We start from the raw sequence: 18,539 nt of genomic DNA, 5'->3' as shown, positions 1-18,539 counted from the left end.
GTCCGCTCTCCGCGATCTACTTCGGCGTAAAATCACGTCGAAACGGGCACTTCTTACCGTTCGCCACTCGGCGGCGCGTCTGCATCGGGGGTCGTCGCGTTCGCCGGCTGGGCGTACAGGTGACACGCGGCCGGGTGGTCGTCGTCCTGCAGGACCGGATTGACGGTCTCGCAGACGCTCTCGAACCGGTCCTCGAGCGTCGCCGCCGCCGCCGTCCAGTCCTCGCGAGCCAGGTGCTCGAACGCCTCCTGTACGAGTTCGCGGGACCGACCACGAACCTTGGACGGGTCCTCGAACAGTTCCGCCCAGAGCACGTCCGTGAACGCGTCCACCGCCGCCGGCCCCGGCCCGTCTTCGCCGCCCGCCGGCGTCCCACCGTCCGTCGCGGCCGCCGTCGTTGACTCCTCGTCCGCGTCGGACGCCTCGGCTTCCTTCCACGCCAACTGCAGGTCGATGGACTCCTCGTCGATGCGCTGCCGCACGCTCATCACCTCGCGGTACGTCTCCTGGGGCATGTCCAGGTCCGCCGGCGGGATGACCTGCGGGCACCGCGTCCGGAAGTGACAGCCCGACGGCGGGTCGATCGGACTGGGGACGTCGCCCTCCAGGATGATGCGGTCGTCCGTGTCCACGGTCGGATCCGGAACCGGGATCGACGACAGCAACGCCTGCGTGTACGGATGCTTCGGGTCCGCGAACAACTCGGCGGTGTCCGCCACCTCCACGACCTCGCCGAGGTACATCACGGCGACGCGATCCGAGACGTGCCTGACGACGGAGAGGTCGTGTGCGATGAACAGGAACGTCAACCCGAACTCCTCCTGGAGGTCCTCCAGGAGGTTCAGGATCTGGGCCTGCACGGACACGTCCAGCGCCGACACCGGCTCGTCGCACACGATGAAGTCGGGGTCGACCGCGAGCGCTCGCGCGATCCCGACGCGCTGGCGCTGCCCGCCGGACATCTCGTGGGGGTACCGGTCGATCTGGTCGCGAGACAGTCCGACTTCGTCGATGAGGTCGAGCACGCGCTCGCGACGCTGCTCGCGCCGACTCTGGTCTTCGGCTGGCCGTTCCTCGGGGAGGTCGTGGATCTTCAGGGGCTCCATGAGGATCTGCCCGACCGTCATCCGGGGGTCGAGGCTCGACAGCGGGTCCTGGAAGATCATCTGCATGTCTCGGCGCTTCGCGCGCAGGTCGCGCCCGGAGAGGTCGGCGAGGTCCTCGCCCGCGAACACGACGCTCCCGTCGGTCGGCTCCAGGAGCCGCAGGATGGTCTCGCCCGTCGTCGACTTCCCGCAGCCGGACTCGCCGACGAGCCCGAGCGTCTCGCCCTCGCGGATGTCGAAACTCACGCCGTCGACGGCCTTCACGCTCTGGGTCTCGCTCGACAGCCACTTGTCGAGCATGTCGTCGGCGCGCGAGAAGTGCTTCTTGAGGTCCCGGACCTCCACGAGCGGGTCGCCGAACTGCGTCGCCGCCGAGGACCGAACCGGCTCCTGGCCGCTCAGGTACTCGGACTCGTCGAAGTCCTCGAGCACGCACTTCGAGACGTGGTCGACGCCCGCGTCGCCGTGCTGGAGGTACGGGATTTCCTGGCCGACGCACGCGTCGTGCGCCCACGGACATCGATCCGCGAAGTGACAGCCTTCGTCCATGTCGATGAGGTCGGGGACGTTCCCCTCGATCGGCGTCAACCGGTCCTTGTCCTCGCGGGGGATGGACTCGAGGAGCGCGTACGTGTACGGATGCGACGGGTTCGCGAAGATCTCCTCGACCGGGCCCTCCTCGACGACGTTCCCCGCGTACATCACCGCGACCCGGTCGCACGTCTCCGCGACCACGCCCAGGTCGTGCGTGATGAACAGGACGCTCATCCCGCGCTCGTCCTGGAGTTCGTTGATGAGGTCGAGGATCTGCGCCTGGATTGTGACGTCCAGCGCCGTCGTCGGCTCGTCCGCGATCAAGAGCTGCGGGCGGCACGCGAGCGCGATCGCGATGAGCACGCGCTGGCGCATCCCGCCGCTGAACTCGTGTGGGTACTCGTCGAGCCTGGCGGTCGGCTCCGGAATCCCGACCTCCTCGAGGATGTCGACGGTGTCCTCTAGCACTTCCTCGCTCATCCCGCCGTTCCCACCGAACTTCGGGAGGATCTCGCGGACCGCGTTCCACCACGTGTCCTTCGAGCGGTTCCCGTACCGGTGCAGCCGCAGGCTCTCGGCGACCTGCTCCCCGACGGTCACCGCGGGATTCAGCGACGTCATCGGGTCCTGGAAGATCATGCTCATCTCGCCGCCGCGGATCGACCGCATCGCCGGCTCGGGCGCCTGCGAGAGGTCCACGACGCCACGCCCCTCGTCGACGAACGTCCCCGCACGCTCGGGGTACTCGCCGGCGAGCCGCTGCGCGAGGTCGCGGTCGTGGAACTCGATGTCGCCCTCGGCGACGTACCCCGGGTCGTCGACGAGTCCCATCGCGGATAGCGCCGTCACGGACTTCCCCGAACCGGACTCGCCGACGAGGCCGACGGTCTTCCCCTCGGGGACCGTCAGGTCGAAGTCCTCGACCGCTCGGACGGTTCCCCGATCGGTATCGAAACGCGTGTGCAGGCCGGAGATGGAGAGTAGATCGGTCACTACTCGAACGTGGCAGTCGCACCCGTGAAAAGCGTTTCCACACGAATCAGGGTCGCCCCGCCGGCACCCCCCGGTTTCTCGTCGAACCGGCTCCCCTGCGACGTCGTCCGGGCCCCGTACTGTGTCGCTCGGACGCCCGTACTGTGTCGCTCGGACGCCCGTACTGTGTCGTCCGGACGCCCGTACTCCGTCGTCCGGCGTGGGCGTGCTTCCCAACCCTTTTGCCGTCCGGTCCCGCCGCTTCGTGCATGAACGAGGACCACGTCGACGTCGACCCCGAAGCGCACCTGCCCCCGGAGGGCGTCCTCGACCACTGGGACGCCGTCGTCTCGGACATGGAGGCGACCGCCGCCGAGTATCGCGAGGACGGCTGGCAGGTCGTCGAACTCCACCCCGGCGACATCGGCGTGCTCTCCGGCCAGCACGCGACCGTCGACCGGTACGGCCTCGACCTCGTCGTCCCCGGCGAGCGAGCGCGCGAGATCCAGGACCTCGTCGAGGCGCCCGACGCCGCGTTCGACGCCTGCTCGGTGTTCCGGGCGGTCGAGGCCGGTATCGTCTTCCTCGTCGTCGTCCTCGAGGACGCCGACCGCGAGATCGCCGTCGTCTCGCCCGCGTTCTACGACAGCGACGACGAGACCGCCCAGGACATGATCGAGGCGGCGACCCGCGAGGGCGAGATGCGGACGCACGTCCGCGACCTCGCGAGCGAGCACGTCTCGACGTTCACGCACGACGACCCGTCGCTGTTCTTCCCGCCCGCCGAGGACTGACCTGACTCGGAGATCGACGATCATCCCGGCGTCAACGCCAACGGGACTGACCGCTCATCCCGCTGTCAACGCTAGCGAACGCTGGCGGCGCGCGAGCGACATCGGCTGTCGCGGTCGCGGTTCGAATCCGTCTCGCGCTCCACGCACCATCCGACCGTTCGGAACGCATTCCGACCGTCGCGAGCCGACGCGCTCTTCGACCGTACCGGCATCGCCGACGAGATACCTCCGACAGAAACCCCTCAACCGAGCCTTGAATCGCGTGATGGAACCGGTTTCGACCCGGTCAGATTGCCCGAATCCGCGGCCCGCCGACCCACCGCTTCAACGCATCGCTGAGAACCGCAGAACTTCCCTTGAAGACGCCCAACGAGGCCTATACCTGGAGAAACCGTTCCAAACGGTAGACCCCCTTTATTGGTAGCCCAGTAATACGGGATGATAGCGTTCAGCGCCGACGAGGCGTCGGCCGCGAACGCAGCGGCAGGCCAACCGACCCACGGGCGGCTCGACTTCACGCACGTATCGCGGTGACCGCTCGCCGGCCATCACGGGGGTGGAGGCCGGTGACGACGACACCGCACCACGGTATCAGCGGCTTACTACCTTCGCGAACGTCCATCGACGACCGCAGGCTCCAGCTACTCGTCGCGGAGATCCTCGCTCGCAGACCGGACCTCCCGCATCACCGAAGAGATGCGTTCCTCGGCGTCCAGTTCCTCGTCCACGGACAGGTCCACGCCCTCGACCTCGAGGAGGAACTTCGCGACCTCCGTCGACTCGTACATCACGTCGTCCAGCTCCTCGGCCGTGAAGAAGTCACACATCGCACCGTAGAGGAAAGTCGCACCGGCCTTCCGGACTTTCTCCTCGAACGACGACCGCGCCTGGTTCACCGCCTGCGGCGTGTACGTGTCCGTCATGAACGGCACCAGCTCCGGGAGGTTCTCGCCGATCTTCGTCATCTCCACGCCGGTCTCCGTCCGGAAGTCCGAGCACAGGCGCGCGATCGCCCACTCGCGCGCAGTCACGTACGTACGCTCCCGAAGGAAGTCGTTCACTCGTTCGTACTGCGCGCCGTCCATCTTCGTGAACCGCTCGTACTTCTGGACGTCCGGGGGTACCTCGTCGTCGCCCGGCAGGTTCGACTCGTCTGGCACCCCTGGCGACGGGGAGCCGTCAGCCTCTCCAGCGTCGGTCGCGGCGGTCTCGGCACCACTGCTGGCGTCGTCGTCAGCGTCGTCAGCGCTAACGTCGCCGGCGCCAACGTCGTCAGCGCTAGCGTCGTCGACACCGACGGCGTCCACACCGTCGTCGTCGACCGACTCCACCTCGCCAGTCGTCTCGTCGTCGACCGACTCCACCTCGCCAGTCGCCTCGTCGTCGTCCGCCGCCGGCGGCGGGTTCTCTGTCATACCCGGCCGTTGCCCGGCCGGGTGCAAAAAGCGTTCGCCCCCCGGGAACCCGACGTGGCCTGCCACGCGCCCACGCGGTGGCCGTAACTCGGACGGCTTTAGTGCCTGGACGCCCCATTCGTGGTATGAGCGAGACCGCCGAGCGCGTCGCCCTCCCCTGTCCCTCGTGCTCCCCGTCCATGGAGACGGTTCACGAGGTCCTCACGGCGACGGGCGCGCAGTACACCGTCAAGTGCACCGAGTGCGACCACACGCACAAGACACGCATCGAGGAGGAACGCACCGTCGACACCGACGTCGTCGTCAGTCAGGACGGCGAGTCCTTCAGCGCCAGCGCCGAGGTCCCCGCCGAGGAGACCCTCGCCGTCGGCGAAGAGTTCGTCCTCGACACGCCCGAGGCCCTGATGACGGTGCGCATCACGAGCCTCGAACTCGACCAGCAGAAGCGCCGCCAGCAGGCGACCGCCGAGGACGTCCAGACCATCTGGACGCGCGAGGTCGACAACGTCCCCGTGAACGTCACCGCGAACCCGCGCGACGGCTCGAACGACGAGACGCGCTCGATCAAGGTGTACGTCCCCGGCGACTTCGAGTTCATCGTCGGCGACACCGAGAGCTTCGGCGACGACGAGTTCACGATCAAGAACATCGCCGTCCGCGAGGACGCCGTCAGCCACGACTTCAAGAAGCGGGACCACGAGGGCGACACCGTCCTCGCGAAGGACGTCAAGCGCGTGTACGCCTGGGACGAGAAGACCACTGCCTGGTCCGCCTGGTAGCGGGACGGGAGCGACTTCGAACTCGCAGCGGGCGTCGACGCGAACACTCTTTTCACCGCGGGTCGTGCTAGCACGCGTGACTTCGGGGTTCGAGGCAAGACGGGGGGCGCTCGTCGACCGGCTCTCGCAGCGCGGCGACGTCACCCGCTCGTCCACGCTCGACGCGATGCGCGCCGTCCGGCGCGAGGCGTTCGTCCGCGACGGCGACCGGGGTGCGGCGTACGCGGACCGGCCGCTACAGATCGGTGACGGTCAGACGATCAGCGCCCCGCACATGGTCGCGATAATGGTGGACGCGCTCGCACTCGACCCGGGCGAGCGCGTCCTCGAGGTCGGCACGGGCTGCGGGTACCACGCCGCCGTCACCGCCGAGGTCGTCGGCGCCGAGCACGTCTACACCGTCGAGTACAGCGAACGGCTCGCCGAGCGCGCTCGCGAGACGCTCGCCGACCTCGGCTACGGCGACGTCTCCGTCCGCGTCGGCGACGGCCGCGACGGCTGGCCCGAGCACGCGCCCTACGACGCCGCGTACCTCACGTGCGCCGCCAGCGAACTCCCGCAGCGGGTCGTCGACCAGGTCCGCGACGGCGGCCGCGTCCTCGCACCCGTCGGCGACGGCCACCAGCGGCTCGTGTACGCCGAGAAGCACGATGGCGTCCTCGACCGCGAGGACCGCGGCGGCGTCCGCTTCGTCACGATGCGCGGCTGAGGGTTCAGGAGACTTACCACGACCCCGGTCGATGACTCCCGCATGAACGACGATGCACGCGACGCGGTCGCGACCGTCGCCGCGCTCGGCGCCGCCCGCGAGACCGGCGTCCTCGACGCGCTTCTCGAATCCGCGGACACCCCACGTGAGGTCGCCGCCCACGCCAGCGTCGACGAACGTACCGCGAGCGTCCTCGTCGACGTCCTCGCCGACCGCGGGCTCTTCGAGCGCGTCGGCGACGCGTACGAACCCACGAACCGCGCGCTCGGCCTGCTCACGAAGACCGACCTCCGATCCATCGGACGGCTCCCACACGAGACCGACCGCTTCGAGTGCTACGGCGCGCTCCCGGACGCCATCGCCAGCGACGACCCCGTCGCCGCCGCCCGCGACAGTCGACCCGACGACTTCGAACGGAACCGCCTCGGGTACGAGCAGACAACGCCTGATGCCACCGTGAACGCCGCCGTCAGCGCCGCTATCCGCGCGGCTCCCGATGCCGGGAGCGTCCTCGACGTCGGCGGTGCGCCCGGCCGGTACGCCACCGAGTTCGCCGCCCGCGGACACGCGGTCACGCTCCGGGACGACCCCGGCGCCGTCGACGCCGCCCGCCCCCTGCTCGCGCCGCGCGACGTCGCACTCGACCCCGGGCCGCTCGCCGCCGACCTTCCGACGGCCGACCTCGCGTTCGCCAGCGACCTCGCGCCGCGACTCGACGACGACGCCCTCGACGCCTTCGCCACCGCCGCGCACGACGCGCTCACGCGAGAAGCCACAGACGGGAGCACCACCCGACCCCCGGTCGCCGACCGCGCACTCGTCCTCGTCGAACACGTCCGCGAGCGCTCCCCGCGAACCCCCACGCGCCGCCTCGACGCACTCGCGACCGGCCAAACCGGCGACCACCGCACCGGAGACACGCTCCGCGAAGCCCTCCAGACGGCTGGCTTCGAGACCGTCGAGATCCGCGCCGTCCCCGGAATCGACCGGCACGCGGTCGTCGCCACGCCGCGAAGGACTTAATCTCTCGCGGACGAACCATCGACCATGGAGCTCGCGGTGCTGCGAGAGGACATGGTCGACAGCCTCGAACACGACGCCAAAGCCGTCGTCAACACCGACGACGTCGGCCTCGCCATGCGGACCGTCCCCCGAGAAGCGTTCGTCGACGACGACCGCAAAGCGTACGCCGACCAGTCCCTTGAACACCACGGCACGAGAGTGCTCTCCCCCAGCACCGCCGCCAGACTCATGGAAGTCCTCGCCCCCGATCCCGGCGACGACGTCCTCGTCGTCGGCGTCGGCGTCGGCTATACGACTGCAGTTGCAGCCGAGATCGCCGGCGCCCGGCACGTCCACGCCGTCGACATCACGCGCCCGATAGTCCACGACGCCCGCGAGAACCTCGCCGACGCCGGCTACCCCGAGGTCCTCGTCGACTGCCGCGACGGCGCACGCGGCCTCCCCGACTACGCGCCCTACGACCGCATCCTCGTCGAAGCCGCCGCCGTCGACCCGCCCGCCCCGCTACTCGACCAGCTCGCGCCCGACGGCCGCCTCGTCATCCCGCGGGGCCGCGGCGCCAGCCAGACGCTCGTCGCCGTCGACGCCGACGGCACCGAGACCACGCACGGCCCCGTCGCCTTCGCGCCCCTCCTCGTCGACGGCGAACAGACCGGCGCACTCGAACGGAACCGGACCGCGCGCGAAGACGCCGAACGCGCCGCCCGCGCCGCCCAAGCCGAGACCGGCTGGGAGCACGAGTGGATCGACTGGGAATAGCCCCGCTGCTGTTCTTCGACGACGAATAGTACCGTCTCTCTACTCCTCCTCGACGACGAGCAGCATCTCGTTCTCACGGTCGTCCGTGTACCCCCCGCTAGCCGGCGGCTTCACCGAGACCTCGACGGTTCCCTGCTCGCGGTTCGCCGCCAGCGACGCCGACACCGACAACTTCACGCGTCCCTCCTCGCCGGTCCGCCCCGACACCACCCCGTCCAGGTCCGCCGACCCCGACGTCAACACCACCGTCGCGTTCTCCACCGGATCCCCGGCGTCGTCGACGACCCGGACCGTCACCTCCGACTCGCCCTCCGCGACCACCGACGGCGTCGGTCGTGCGTCCACCTCGTGCGCCGCCAACCCACCGACGCCCGCGAGCATGTTCATCATCACCGACAGGCTCGCCACGCCGACGACGAGCGCGATGACCAGTCGAATCGGTAACCCCTCGATGGCGCGGTCGTCGCGCCCGAGTACATCGAATCGCATACCCCGCCTGGCCGCCCCATCCCACTTCAACCACAGCCCGCGCCTTCACGTACTAGGACACGGCCACTCCCAGGGTCGTACAACCCGCTCCAGCCGGCGAGACCGACGCGAACGGAGCCTCAAACAGTTCCTTGAGTCACCGGGACCACTAATACGTACCCGAGACAAGGCCGAACTGTCGACAGGGACGCCCTGTCATCCACCGAGGACACCGACCTGTCGACCGACGGTGGCAGCTTCGTGATGGAAGTGGCCCCAACCGCCACCGCCTCTGACACTTTTCGACGCACCGCACACCGCCAGCGCCGCTCACCAACACCAACTCCGCCAACGAAGACACCCACCACTCACGAACTGGCACCCACATCCGCAACCGCTCGGACTCGTCTCTCCCTCGACGGCGACGGACCCCTCGCTTCGCTCGTCGCGTTGTCGCCGTCAGAGGGCGCCCGAGGCGGGAATCGAACCACGGTCGCTCACGAGGTTCGCTCCCCGCTTCGAATCCCTTTTCGGCGTTTTTCACCGACCGCTCGCTCGTCGCGACGCTCCTCGTTCGTTGGTCGCTGGAAGAAGCGCCCGAGGCGGGATTTGAACCCGCGTCACAACCGTGACAGGGTTGTATGATGGGCCACTACACCACCCGGGCTTGCAAATTATAGGAGGAGGTTGCCCTTTTTATACCTTTTCAATCAATGTGGCGGTGCGGGGGGATACCACGGCGTCGCGACTCGCTGGTCCTCACAGGGAACGGTGCGGATCGAACTCGAATTCGGATGCCCAGTTTATTGACGGGTGATCGATAGCTGCGTCGAACCGTAATTCCATCTTCTGTTTGGTCGCATCCTCAACGTCGATCCAGTAGAGTTGCCCATCGTATGGAAAGCGGACGATGAAAGCGTCTGCTACCTCGTCGTACGTCGACTCGTGATACTCTCCATTCTTCGTCGTTTGCGAGTGCGTATTAAACCGGATAGTTTCTACTTTGTTTCGCCATGCCGTCTTGCATTGAATCCGGTAGAGATCCTCACCGTCATCGACGACGAGATCATATTTATCGTTGTCACCAAACGGAATTGACACGCTCCACCCTGCGACGAGTAACTCGTGTAGGATTGCTACTTCCGTCTCGTCTCCGACAGATTTCGAATTCCCGACAGGCATGTTCTTTGTTCCGCAGGAAACCACGCGAATGTATTAAACTACCGGGTGCCCAAGCCGACACGCATGCTGCTTTGCTCCTCAGTCGTTGATCGCTGGAAAAGTGCCCGAGGGGGATTCGAACCACGGTCGCTCACGTCTGCTCGCTCCCTGATTCAATTCAAACGTAGCGTTTCGACGACGACAGACTCCTCGCTTCGCTCGTCGGTTTGTCGTCGTCAGAAAGCGCCCGAGGCGGGATTTGAACCCGCGTCACAACCGTGACAGGGTTGTATGATGGGCCACTACACCACCCGGGCCTGCAATACCACGTATCGCGGTTGGACGATTAAGGCTTTCTACTCGTGGCGGGTGTGGGTGTGTGCATCGTGGCACAAACGATTTATGGGGGAAGCGTCCTTAGTTCGAATCAGGTTTGTCGGCCCGTCGTGCCGCCCGCTGCCCTCTGGCGGGTCGAGCGAGTGGCGACGCCGCAATCGGACTTGGCAAGCGTTAAATGCCTCGCGCCTGTACGAGCCTGTAGTATCTCGTGACAGCAGTTTCTCCCGCCCGCCAGACACACTCATGGTAGATGTAAGCCAACACGAACTCGTGCCAGAGCACACGCTCCTCGACGAGGCCAAACTCGAGGAGGTGCTCGAAGCGTACGATATCGACCGTACCGACCTGCCGAAGATCAAACGGAAGGACCCGGCGCTGCCCGACGAGGCGAGCGTCGGCGACGTACTGAAGATCGTTCGAGATTCGCGAACGACAGACACGGCGACCGTATACCGACTCGTGGTAGAATAAATAATGGATAGAGAGAACAGACGCGTCATCTCACGGGAGTACTTCGGGAAGGATCGCCTCGCAGAACACCACTTCCGGTCGTTCAATTCGTTCCTCAACCGGGGAATGCAGCAGGTCGTCGACGAGAAGGAGACGATCGAGACCGACATCGGCGACAAGGAGGGTGAGGAGCCGGTGTTCGTCGAACTGAGCGACGTTCGCGTCGTGACGCCTCGGGTTCGCGAAGCGGACGGGTCAGAGGAACTCCTGTACCCGCAGGAGGCGCGCCTTCGGAACATCACGTACTCCGCGCCCGTGTTCATGGAGATGTCCATCGTGAAGGGCGAGGAGGGCGAGGAGCGCGTGGTCGACCAGACGGAGACGAAGGTCGGCCGGATGCCGATCATGGTCGGTTCGGACAAGTGCAACATCGCTGGGTTCAGCGACGAGGAACTCATCGAGATCGGTGAGGACCCCGCGGACCCGGGTGGGTACTTCATCGTGAACGGCAGCGAGCGCGTGCTGATGACGAGCGAGGACCTGGCGCCGAACAAGATCCTCGCCGAGTACGACACGAAGTACGGGGACGAGATCCAGGTCGCGAAGACCTTCTCGCAGCGTCGTGGCTATCGGGCGCTCGTGTTGACCGAGCGGACGCGCGACGGCTTGCTGGAGGTGTCGTTCCCGTCCGTGTCGGGCTCGATCAACTTCGTGACGCTCGTCCGTGCGCTCGGACTGGAGTCCGACGAGGAGATCGTGCATCGGGTCAGTGACGATCCGGAGGTCGTGAAGTACATGCTGGAGAACCTCGAGGCGGCCGAGGTCCAGACGGAGGAGGAGGCGGTCGAGGCGCTGGGCAAGCGCGTCGCCTCCGGCCAGGGGAAGAACTACCAGCTGAAGCGCGCGAACTACGTCATCGACCGGTACCTGCTCCCGCACCTCCACGAGGAGGGCGTCGAGGAGGAGGAGACGCGCATCAACAAGGCGTACTACCTCTGCCGGATGGCCGAGGCGTGCTTCGAGCTTGCGCTCGGGCGGCGCGAGAGCGACGACAAGGACCACTACGCGAACAAGCGCCTGAAAGTCTCGGGGGACCTGATGAAGGACCTGTTCCGGACGGCGCTGAACAAGCTGGCGCGCGACGTGAAGTACCAGCTGGAGCGTGCGAACATGCGGAACCGTCAGTTGTCCGTGAACACGGTCGTTCGCTCTGACGTGTTGACGGAGCGTCTCGAGCACCCGATCGCGACGGGGAACTGGGTCGGCGGGCGGTCTGGGGTCTCCCAGCTCGTCGACCGAACGGACTTCATGGGCGTCCTGAGTCACCTCCGTCGGTTGCGGAGTCCGCTCAGTCGCTCGCAGCCGCACTTCGAGGCGCGAGACTTGCACGCGACCCAGTGGGGTCGCATCTGTCCGTCGGAGACGCCGGAGGGCCCGAACTGTGGGCTGGTGAAGAACTTCGCGCAGGCGATGGAGCTCTCACAGAACATCGAGGACGAACAGGGACTCAAGCGACAACTCGACTCCATGGGCGTGGAGGGGATTCCGGGGCTGGAAGGCCAGGGTCACGATCAGCCCGCTGACGACTAACATGAGCAAACAGCAACGCGAAGCGAAGGTGTACGTGAACGGTAGTCTCGTCGGGACACATCCCGAACCGCACGAGCTCGCGGACCAGATCCGCGAGGAGCGACGTTTCGGTGACATCTCGGAGATGGTGAACGTGTCCGTGAAGGATCGGACGCGCGAGGTCATCATCAACGCGGACGCGGGGCGTGCGCGCCGGCCGCTCATCGTCGTGGAGGGCGGCGAGCCGCTCATCGACCAGTCCGAGATCGAGGCGCTGTCGAACGAGGAGCTGTCGTTCCAGGACCTCGTCGACAACGGTCGCATCGAGTTCATCGACGCGGAGGAGGAGGAGGACATCCTCGTCGCGGTCGACCGCGAGGACGTCACCGAGGACCACACGCACCTCGAGGTCGACCCGCAGCTGATCTTCGGGATCGGCGCGGGGATGATTCCGTATCCCGAGCACAACGCGAGTCCGCGCATCACGATGGGTGCGGGGATGATCAAGCAGAGTCTCGGACTGCCGTCGGCGAACTACCGGATTCGTCCGGACACGCGACAGCACCTCCTCCACTATCCGCAGTTGTCGATGGTGAAGACGCAGACCACGGAGCAGATCGGGTACGACGACCGGCCGGCCGCGCAGAACTTCGTCGTCGCGGTCATGTCCTACGAGGGGTTCAACATCGAAGACGCGCTCGTGATGAACCAGGGGTCCGTTGATCGGGCGCTCGCTCGCTCGCACTTCTTCCGGACGTACGAGGGCGAGGAACGCCGGTATCCGGGTGGACAGGAGGACCGCTTCGAGATTCCGAGTCAGGACGTGCGCGGTGCGCGCGGTGAGGAAGCGTACACGCACCTGGACGAGGACGGTCTCGTGAACCCGGAGACGCGCGTCGGCGAGAACGACGTGCTGCTCGGGAAGACGAGTCCGCCGCGGTTCCTCGAGGAGCCCGACGACATGGGCGGCCTCAGTCCCCAGAAGCGCCGCGAGACGTCGGTGACGATGCGGAGCGGCGAGTCCGGCGTCGTCGACACGGTGACGTTGATGGAGGGCGAGGACGGCTCGAAGCTCTCGAAGGTCTCGGTGCGCGACGAACGAATCCCCGAGCTCGGGGACAAGTTCGCGTCGCGGCACGGCCAGAAGGGCGTCGTCGGCCACATCGCGCCCCAGGAGGACATGCCGTTCACGCAGGAGGGCGTGGTGCCGGACCTCGTCCTGAACCCGCACGCGCTACCGTCGCGGATGACGGTCGGGCACGTTCTGGAGATGCTCGGCGGGAAGACCGGTGCGCTCGAGGGCCGCCGCGTCGACGGCACGCCCTTTACGGGCGAGAACGAAGATGAGATCCGTGGCGGGCTCGAGGAACGCGGGTTCCACTCGTCCGGGAAGGAGATCCTCCACTCTGGCGTCTCCGGGGAGAAGATCGAGGCGGAGATCTTCGTCGGCGTCATCTTCTACCAGAAGCTCTACCACATGGTCTCGAACAAGCTCCACGCTCGCTCGCGCGGGCCGGTGCAGGTGCTCACCCGTCAGCCGACGGAGGGGCGTGCTCGCGAGGGTGGACTGCGGGTCGGGGAGATGGAGCGCGACGTGCTCATCGGGCACGGTGCGGCGATGGCGCTCAAGGAGCGCTTGCTCGATGAGTCCGACCGCGAGTTCATCAACGTCTGCGGGGAGTGTGGGATGAGTGCGGTCGAGAACGTCGACCAACGTCGCGTCTACTGTCCGAACTGCGGGGAGGAGACGGACATCCACGAGATCGAGATGAGCTACGCCTTCAAGCTCTTGCTCGACGAGATGAAGGCGCTCGGAATCGCGCCGCGCCTGGAACTGGAGGACGCAGTCTAAATCATGTCCACAGGACAATCACCCAAGGAGATAGGGGAGATCAGCTTCGGGCTGATGGACCCCGAGGAGTACCGCGAGATGAGCGCCACGAAGGTCATCACGGCCGACACGTACGACGACGACGGGTTCCCAATCGACATGGGCCTCATGGACCCGCGTCTGGGCGTGATCGACCCTGGTCTGGAGTGCAAGACCTGCGGGAAGCACAGTGGGTCGTGTAACGGGCACTTCGGGCACATCGAGCTGGCGGCGCCCGTCATCCACGTCGGGTTCACGAAACTCATCCGACGACTGCTTCGCGGGACGTGCCGCGAGTGCGCGCGTCTCTGTCTTACCGAGGACGAGCGCGAGGACTTCGAGCGCGACCTGAACAACGCACGGAAGCTCGGGAACGACCTGAACGACGTGACGAAGGCCGCGATTCGGCAGGCTCGCAAGAAGGACCGGTGTCCGTTCTGCGGCGAGGAGCAGTACGACATCCAGCACGAGAAGCCGACGACGTACTACGAGGTCCAGCAGGTCCTGACGTCGGAGTACTCCCAGCGGATCGCGAGCGCGATGCAGGGCGACGAGGAGGCGGGCGTGGAGCCGATGGGTCGCGAGGAGCTCGCGGAGGCGACGGAGATCGACCTGTCGCGCGTGAACGAGATCCTCTCCGGGGAGTTCCGGCCGCGGGAGTCCGACCGGAAGGCGATCGAGAAGACGCTCGACGTCGACCTGACCGAGGAGGACATGAACAAGCTGATGCCCAGCGACATCCGGGACTGGTTCGAGGACATCCCCGGCGAGGACCTCGAAGTGCTCGGCATCAACCCCGAGCGCAGTCGCCCGGAGTGGATGATTCTGACGGTGCTGCCGGTGCCGCCGGTGACGGCGCGGCCGTCGATCACGCTGGACAACGGGCAGCGGAGCGAGGACGACCTCACGCACAAGCTCGTGGACATCATCCGCATCAACCAGCGGTTCATGGAGAACCGCGAGGCGGGTGCGCCCCAGCTCATCATCGAGGACCTCTGGGAACTGTTGCAGTATCACGTGACGACGTTCATGGACAACGAGATCTCGGGGACGCCGCCCGCCCGCCACCGTTCGGGTCGCCCCCTGAAGACGCTCAGTCAGCGCCTCAAGGGCAAGGAGGGCCGATTCCGAGGCTCGCTGTCCGGGAAGCGCGTGAACTTCTCGGCGCGGACCGTGATCAGTCCGGACCCGACGCTGTCCCTGAACGAGGTCGGCGTGCCCGACCGCGTGGCCAAGGAGATGACGCAGACGATGAACGTCACGGAGCGCAACCTCGCGGACGCGCGCCGGTACGTCAGTAACGGCCCCGAAGGCCACCCGGGTGCGAACTACGTGAAGCGCCCGGACGGTCGCCGCCTGAAGGTGACGGAGAAGAACTGCGAGGAGCTCTCGGAGAAGGTCGAGGCCGGCTGGGAGGTCAACCGCCACCTCGTGGACGGCGACATCGTCGTCTTCAACCGGCAGCCGAGCCTGCACCGGATGAGTATCATGGCGCACGAGGTCGTCGTGATGCCGTACAAGACGTTCCGCCTGAACACGGTCGTCTGTCCGCCGTACAACGCTGACTTCGACGGCGACGAGATGAACATGCACGCCCTCCAGAACGAGGAGGCGCGGGCTGAAGCGCGCGTCCTGATGCGCGTCCAGGAGCAGATTCTCTCGCCGCGGTTCGGCGAGAACATCATCGGCGCGATCCAGGACCACATCAGCGGGACGTACCTCTTGACGAACCAGAACCCGCAGTTCAACGAGACGCAGGCGCTCGACTTGCTGCGAGCGACGCGCATCGACGAGCTGCCGGCGCCGAGCGGGCACGACGAGACCGACGAGCCGTACTGGACGGGCCGGGACATCTTCTCGGAGCTGCTGCCGGACGACCTGAACCTCGAGTTCCGTGGGACCGTCGGCGACGACGTCGTCGTCGAGGACGGCGTGCTCGTCGAGGGCACGATCGCGGAGGACGAGGTCGGCGAGTTCGGCGGGCAGATCGTCGACACGATCGTGAAGGTGTACGGGACGACGCGTGCGCGCATCTTCATCAACGAGGTCGCGGCGCTCGCGATGCGCTCGATCATGCACTTCGGGTTCTCGATCGGGATCGACGACGAGACGATCCCCGGCGAAGCCCAGGAGCGCATCGACGAGACGATCGACGAGGCGTACGACCGCACCGAGGAGCTCATCGAGACGTACGAGGCCGGCGAACTCGAGAGTCTGCCGGGGCGGACGGTCGACGAGACGCTCGAGATGAAGATCATGCAGACGCTCGGGAAGGCCCGCGACAACGCGGGCGACATCGCCGAGGAGCACTTCGACGAGGACAACCCGGCGGTCGTCATGGCGAACTCGGGTGCGCGTGGGTCGATGCTGAACCTCACGCAGATGGCTGGCGCGGTCGGCCAGCAGGCGGTTCGCGGGAACCGCATCAACCGCGGGTACGAGGACCGCACCCTGTCGCACTACAAGAAGGACGACCTGAGCGCTGACGCCCATGGTTTCGTGGAGAACTCCTACACGGGTGGACTCACTCCGCGGGAGTTCTTCTTCCACGCGATGGGTGGCCGCGAGGGCCTCGTGGACACGGCGGTTCGGACGTCGAAGTCCGGGTACCTCCAGCGCCGCCTCATCAACGCACTCTCCGAGCTGGAGACGCAGTACGACGGCACGGTCCGGGACACCTCGGACACGATCGTCCAGTTCGAGTTCGGCGAGGACTCGACGAGTCCGGTGCAGGTCGCGCACGACGCGGACAACGGCGTGGACGTCGACCAGATCGCGGACCGCATCCTCGACAACGAGTTCGCGGACGACCGCTCGAAGGCGGAGTTCCTCGGCGACGAGGCGCGCCCGACGAACCTCAGCGAGCACGCGGACGCGCGTCGTAACCCCGACCTCCTCACGGAGGTGGAGTCGGATGACTGACTACGACGTCTCCGCGGACGTCGAGGCGGTCGTCGAGGACGCCGAAGTCCCCGAAGAGCTCCGGGAGGACGTCTACCGCGTGGTCGACGAGCGGAACGCGAGCGTGGAGGCGGCCGACGACATCGCGAAGGCGGTCGCGAACCGGTGGCGGGAGACGCGCGTCGAACCGCTCGATCCCGTCGGGACGGTGAGCGCGCAGTCGATCGGGGAACCCGGGACGCAGCTGACGATGAACACGTTCCACTACGCGGGCGTCGCGGAGATCGACGTCACGCAGGGACTGCCGCGTCTCATCGAGCTCGTGGACGCGCGGAAGACGCCGGACACGCCGATGATGACGATCCACCTCGAGGACGAGTACGCGGCGAGTCGCGAGCGCGCGCACGAGGTCGTCTGGCAGCTGGAGGCGACGAAGATCCTCGCGCTCGGTGACGTGTCGACGAACGTCGCGGACATGAACGTCTCCGTCGACCTGAACCCGGAGACGCTCGACGAGCGCTGGCCGACCGTGGCGGACACGGGCGAGGTCGCCGCGGAGATCGCGGAGATAATCGAGGACTCGCTGGGCGTGACGACGATCCAGAAGGGGACGAACGTCCAGTTCGGCCCGGAGGAGCCGAGTTACCGCGACCTCCTGCAGCTCGTCGAGGAGCTCCGCGAGATCACGTTCAAGGGCATCGAGGAGATCTCGCGGGTCGTCATCCGGAAGGAGGACGTGGAGGACGAGGACCGCGACGTCGACGAGGAGTTCGTGCTGTACACGGAGGGGTCGTCGTTCGGCGACGCCTTAGAGATCGAGGGCGTGGACGCGTCCCGGTCGACGTGTAACAACATCCACGAGATCCATCGGACGCTCGGCATCGAGGCGGCTCGGGAGACGATCATCGAGGAGACGAACGACACGCTCGCCGAGCAGGGCCTGGACGACGTGAACGTCCGGCACCTGATGCTGGTCGCGGACATGATGACGAACCGCGGCGAGATCGAGTCGATCGGTCGGCACGGCATCAGTGGCTCGAAGGAGTCGGTGCTGGCGCGGGCGGCGTTCGAGGTCACGGTCAATCACTTGCTGGACGCCGCCATCCACGGCGAGGTCGACGACCTGAACGGCGTGACGGAGAACGTCATCGTCGGGAAGCCGATCAAGCTCGGGACGGGTGACGTCGACCTCCGGATGGGGTCGCTGCCGAAGTCGTCCGAGCAAGCTGACTGATGGCGCGGACGCTGTCGGACGAGGCGCGTCGCGTCCTCGCGCTGTTCGAGGACGTCACGGGAGCGACCGGGCTCGATTGCGTGGTGTACGAGGACCGCGTGGTGGTCCTGGTCGCTCGCGGCGACATGGGGGAGGCGATCGGGCCGGGTGGCGAGCACGTCGCGGAGTTCGAGGAGCGCCTCGGGACGGCGGCGAAGCTCGTCGAGACGGCCGATTCGGCGGCGGACTTCGTCGCGAACGCGCTCGCGCCGGCGGCGGTGTACAACGTCACGATCAGCGAGAACGGCGATACGGTGGCGTACGTGGAGGTCGACGAGGCCGACACGGGCGTCGCCATCGGCGCGGACGGCCGGAACATCGAGGCGGCGCGGGACCTGTCGCGTCGGCACGTCGACGTCGACGACATCGAGTTGACGTAGTCCGCGTCGCTGGCTCTCGCGGCGTTACACGCGACCT

The 18,539-nt window shown here is 66.8% G+C and carries 15 protein-coding genes and 2 tRNA genes; 11 read left to right on the top strand and 6 right to left on the bottom strand.

Annotated elements, in window-relative coordinates:
• Nucleotides 1-53: 53 nt before the first annotated feature.
• On the bottom strand, nucleotides 54-2,633 hold the full coding sequence (locus G9C85_RS08010) for a dipeptide ABC transporter ATP-binding protein (RefSeq protein ID WP_166038638.1): 2,580 nt from the start codon (nucleotides 2,631-2,633) through the stop codon (nucleotides 54-56).
• 248 nt (nucleotides 2,634-2,881) lie between these two features.
• On the opposite strand from G9C85_RS08010, the gene G9C85_RS08005 reads away from it, so the two are divergent.
• Nucleotides 2,882-3,406 (top strand): hypothetical protein, encoded by a 525-nt coding sequence (locus tag G9C85_RS08005; protein ID WP_166038636.1) that lies wholly within the window; start codon nucleotides 2,882-2,884, stop codon nucleotides 3,404-3,406.
• A gap of 641 nt (nucleotides 3,407-4,047) precedes the next feature.
• Here the strand turns inward: G9C85_RS08005 and G9C85_RS08000 are convergent.
• A complete protein-coding gene (locus G9C85_RS08000; RefSeq protein WP_193570610.1) occupies nucleotides 4,048-4,821 on the bottom strand; it encodes a DUF5806 family protein in 774 nt (257 codons plus the stop codon).
• 125 nt (nucleotides 4,822-4,946) lie between these two features.
• Here G9C85_RS08000 and G9C85_RS07995 point away from each other — a divergent pair, with 125 nt between their 5' ends.
• The 4 genes from G9C85_RS07995 to G9C85_RS07980 all read left to right on the top strand — a co-directional run bounded on the left by G9C85_RS07995 (nucleotide 4,947) and on the right by G9C85_RS07980 (nucleotide 8,091).
• Nucleotides 4,947-5,600, top strand: coding sequence for an HVO_0476 family zinc finger protein (locus G9C85_RS07995; protein ID WP_166038634.1), 654 nt, complete (start codon nucleotides 4,947-4,949; stop codon nucleotides 5,598-5,600).
• A 76-nt stretch (nucleotides 5,601-5,676) separates the two neighbouring features.
• Nucleotides 5,677-6,309: a protein-L-isoaspartate(D-aspartate) O-methyltransferase gene (locus tag G9C85_RS07990; protein ID WP_166038632.1), complete on the top strand. Its 633-nt coding sequence runs from the start codon at nucleotides 5,677-5,679 to the stop codon at nucleotides 6,307-6,309.
• A 42-nt stretch (nucleotides 6,310-6,351) separates the two neighbouring features.
• On the top strand, nucleotides 6,352-7,332 hold the full coding sequence (locus G9C85_RS07985; RefSeq protein WP_166038630.1) for a class I SAM-dependent methyltransferase: 981 nt from the start codon (nucleotides 6,352-6,354) through the stop codon (nucleotides 7,330-7,332).
• 24 nt (nucleotides 7,333-7,356) lie between these two features.
• Nucleotides 7,357-8,091: a protein-L-isoaspartate O-methyltransferase gene (locus G9C85_RS07980; RefSeq protein ID WP_166038628.1), complete on the top strand. Its 735-nt coding sequence runs from the start codon at nucleotides 7,357-7,359 to the stop codon at nucleotides 8,089-8,091.
• Between the two features lie 39 nt (nucleotides 8,092-8,130).
• On the opposite strand, the gene G9C85_RS07975 is transcribed toward G9C85_RS07980, so the two are convergent.
• The 4 genes from G9C85_RS07975 to G9C85_RS07960 all read right to left on the bottom strand — a co-directional run bounded on the left by G9C85_RS07975 (nucleotide 8,131) and on the right by G9C85_RS07960 (nucleotide 10,037).
• Entirely contained in the window at nucleotides 8,131-8,580 is a 450-nt protein-coding gene (locus tag G9C85_RS07975; protein ID WP_166038626.1) for an Ig-like domain-containing protein, read from the bottom strand.
• A 573-nt stretch (nucleotides 8,581-9,153) separates the two neighbouring features.
• Nucleotides 9,154-9,226: transfer RNA gene (locus G9C85_RS07970), tRNA-Asp, on the bottom strand.
• 92 nt (nucleotides 9,227-9,318) lie between these two features.
• The gene (locus tag G9C85_RS07965; RefSeq protein ID WP_166038624.1) at nucleotides 9,319-9,741 is read right to left on the bottom strand and encodes a group I intron-associated PD-(D/E)XK endonuclease; all 423 of its coding nucleotides are present in this window, start codon (nucleotides 9,739-9,741) and stop codon (nucleotides 9,319-9,321) included.
• Nucleotides 9,742-9,964: 223 nt separating this feature from the next.
• Nucleotides 9,965-10,037: transfer RNA gene (locus G9C85_RS07960), tRNA-Asp, on the bottom strand.
• 265 nt (nucleotides 10,038-10,302) lie between these two features.
• Between G9C85_RS07960 and G9C85_RS07955 the strand changes: the two genes are divergently transcribed.
• Genes G9C85_RS07955 through G9C85_RS07930 form a run of 6 tightly spaced genes read left to right on the top strand, consistent with a single transcriptional unit; the run spans nucleotide 10,303 to nucleotide 18,502 of the window.
• Nucleotides 10,303-10,530: a DNA-directed RNA polymerase subunit H gene (locus G9C85_RS07955; RefSeq protein ID WP_166038622.1), complete on the top strand. Its 228-nt coding sequence runs from the start codon at nucleotides 10,303-10,305 to the stop codon at nucleotides 10,528-10,530.
• A 3-nt stretch (nucleotides 10,531-10,533) separates the two neighbouring features.
• Nucleotides 10,534-12,099, top strand: coding sequence for a DNA-directed RNA polymerase subunit B'' (locus G9C85_RS07950; RefSeq protein ID WP_166038621.1), 1,566 nt, complete (start codon nucleotides 10,534-10,536; stop codon nucleotides 12,097-12,099).
• Between the two features lies 1 nt (nucleotide 12,100).
• On the top strand, nucleotides 12,101-13,930 hold the full coding sequence (rpoB, locus tag G9C85_RS07945; RefSeq protein WP_166038619.1) for a DNA-directed RNA polymerase subunit B: 1,830 nt from the start codon (nucleotides 12,101-12,103) through the stop codon (nucleotides 13,928-13,930).
• 3 nt (nucleotides 13,931-13,933) lie between these two features.
• A complete protein-coding gene (locus G9C85_RS07940; RefSeq protein WP_166038617.1) occupies nucleotides 13,934-16,870 on the top strand; it encodes a DNA-directed RNA polymerase subunit A' in 2,937 nt (978 codons plus the stop codon).
• Nucleotides 16,863-18,083 (top strand): DNA-directed RNA polymerase subunit A'', encoded by a 1,221-nt coding sequence (gene rpoA2 / locus G9C85_RS07935; protein ID WP_166038615.1) that lies wholly within the window; start codon nucleotides 16,863-16,865, stop codon nucleotides 18,081-18,083. Before G9C85_RS07940 ends, rpoA2 begins: the two co-directional genes overlap by 8 nt.
• Complete coding sequence (locus G9C85_RS07930) at nucleotides 18,083-18,502, top strand: NusA-like transcription termination signal-binding factor (protein WP_166038612.1); 420 nt, start codon at nucleotides 18,083-18,085, stop codon at nucleotides 18,500-18,502. The genes rpoA2 and G9C85_RS07930 overlap by 1 nt, the downstream gene beginning before the upstream one ends.
• Nucleotides 18,503-18,539: the final 37 nt, after the last annotated feature.

It is taken from the genome of Halorubellus sp. JP-L1, from assembly GCF_011440375.1.
GTDB lineage: Archaea > Halobacteriota > Halobacteria > Halobacteriales > Natrialbaceae > Halorubellus.
This window is presented reverse-complemented; position numbering and strand designations above follow the sequence as displayed.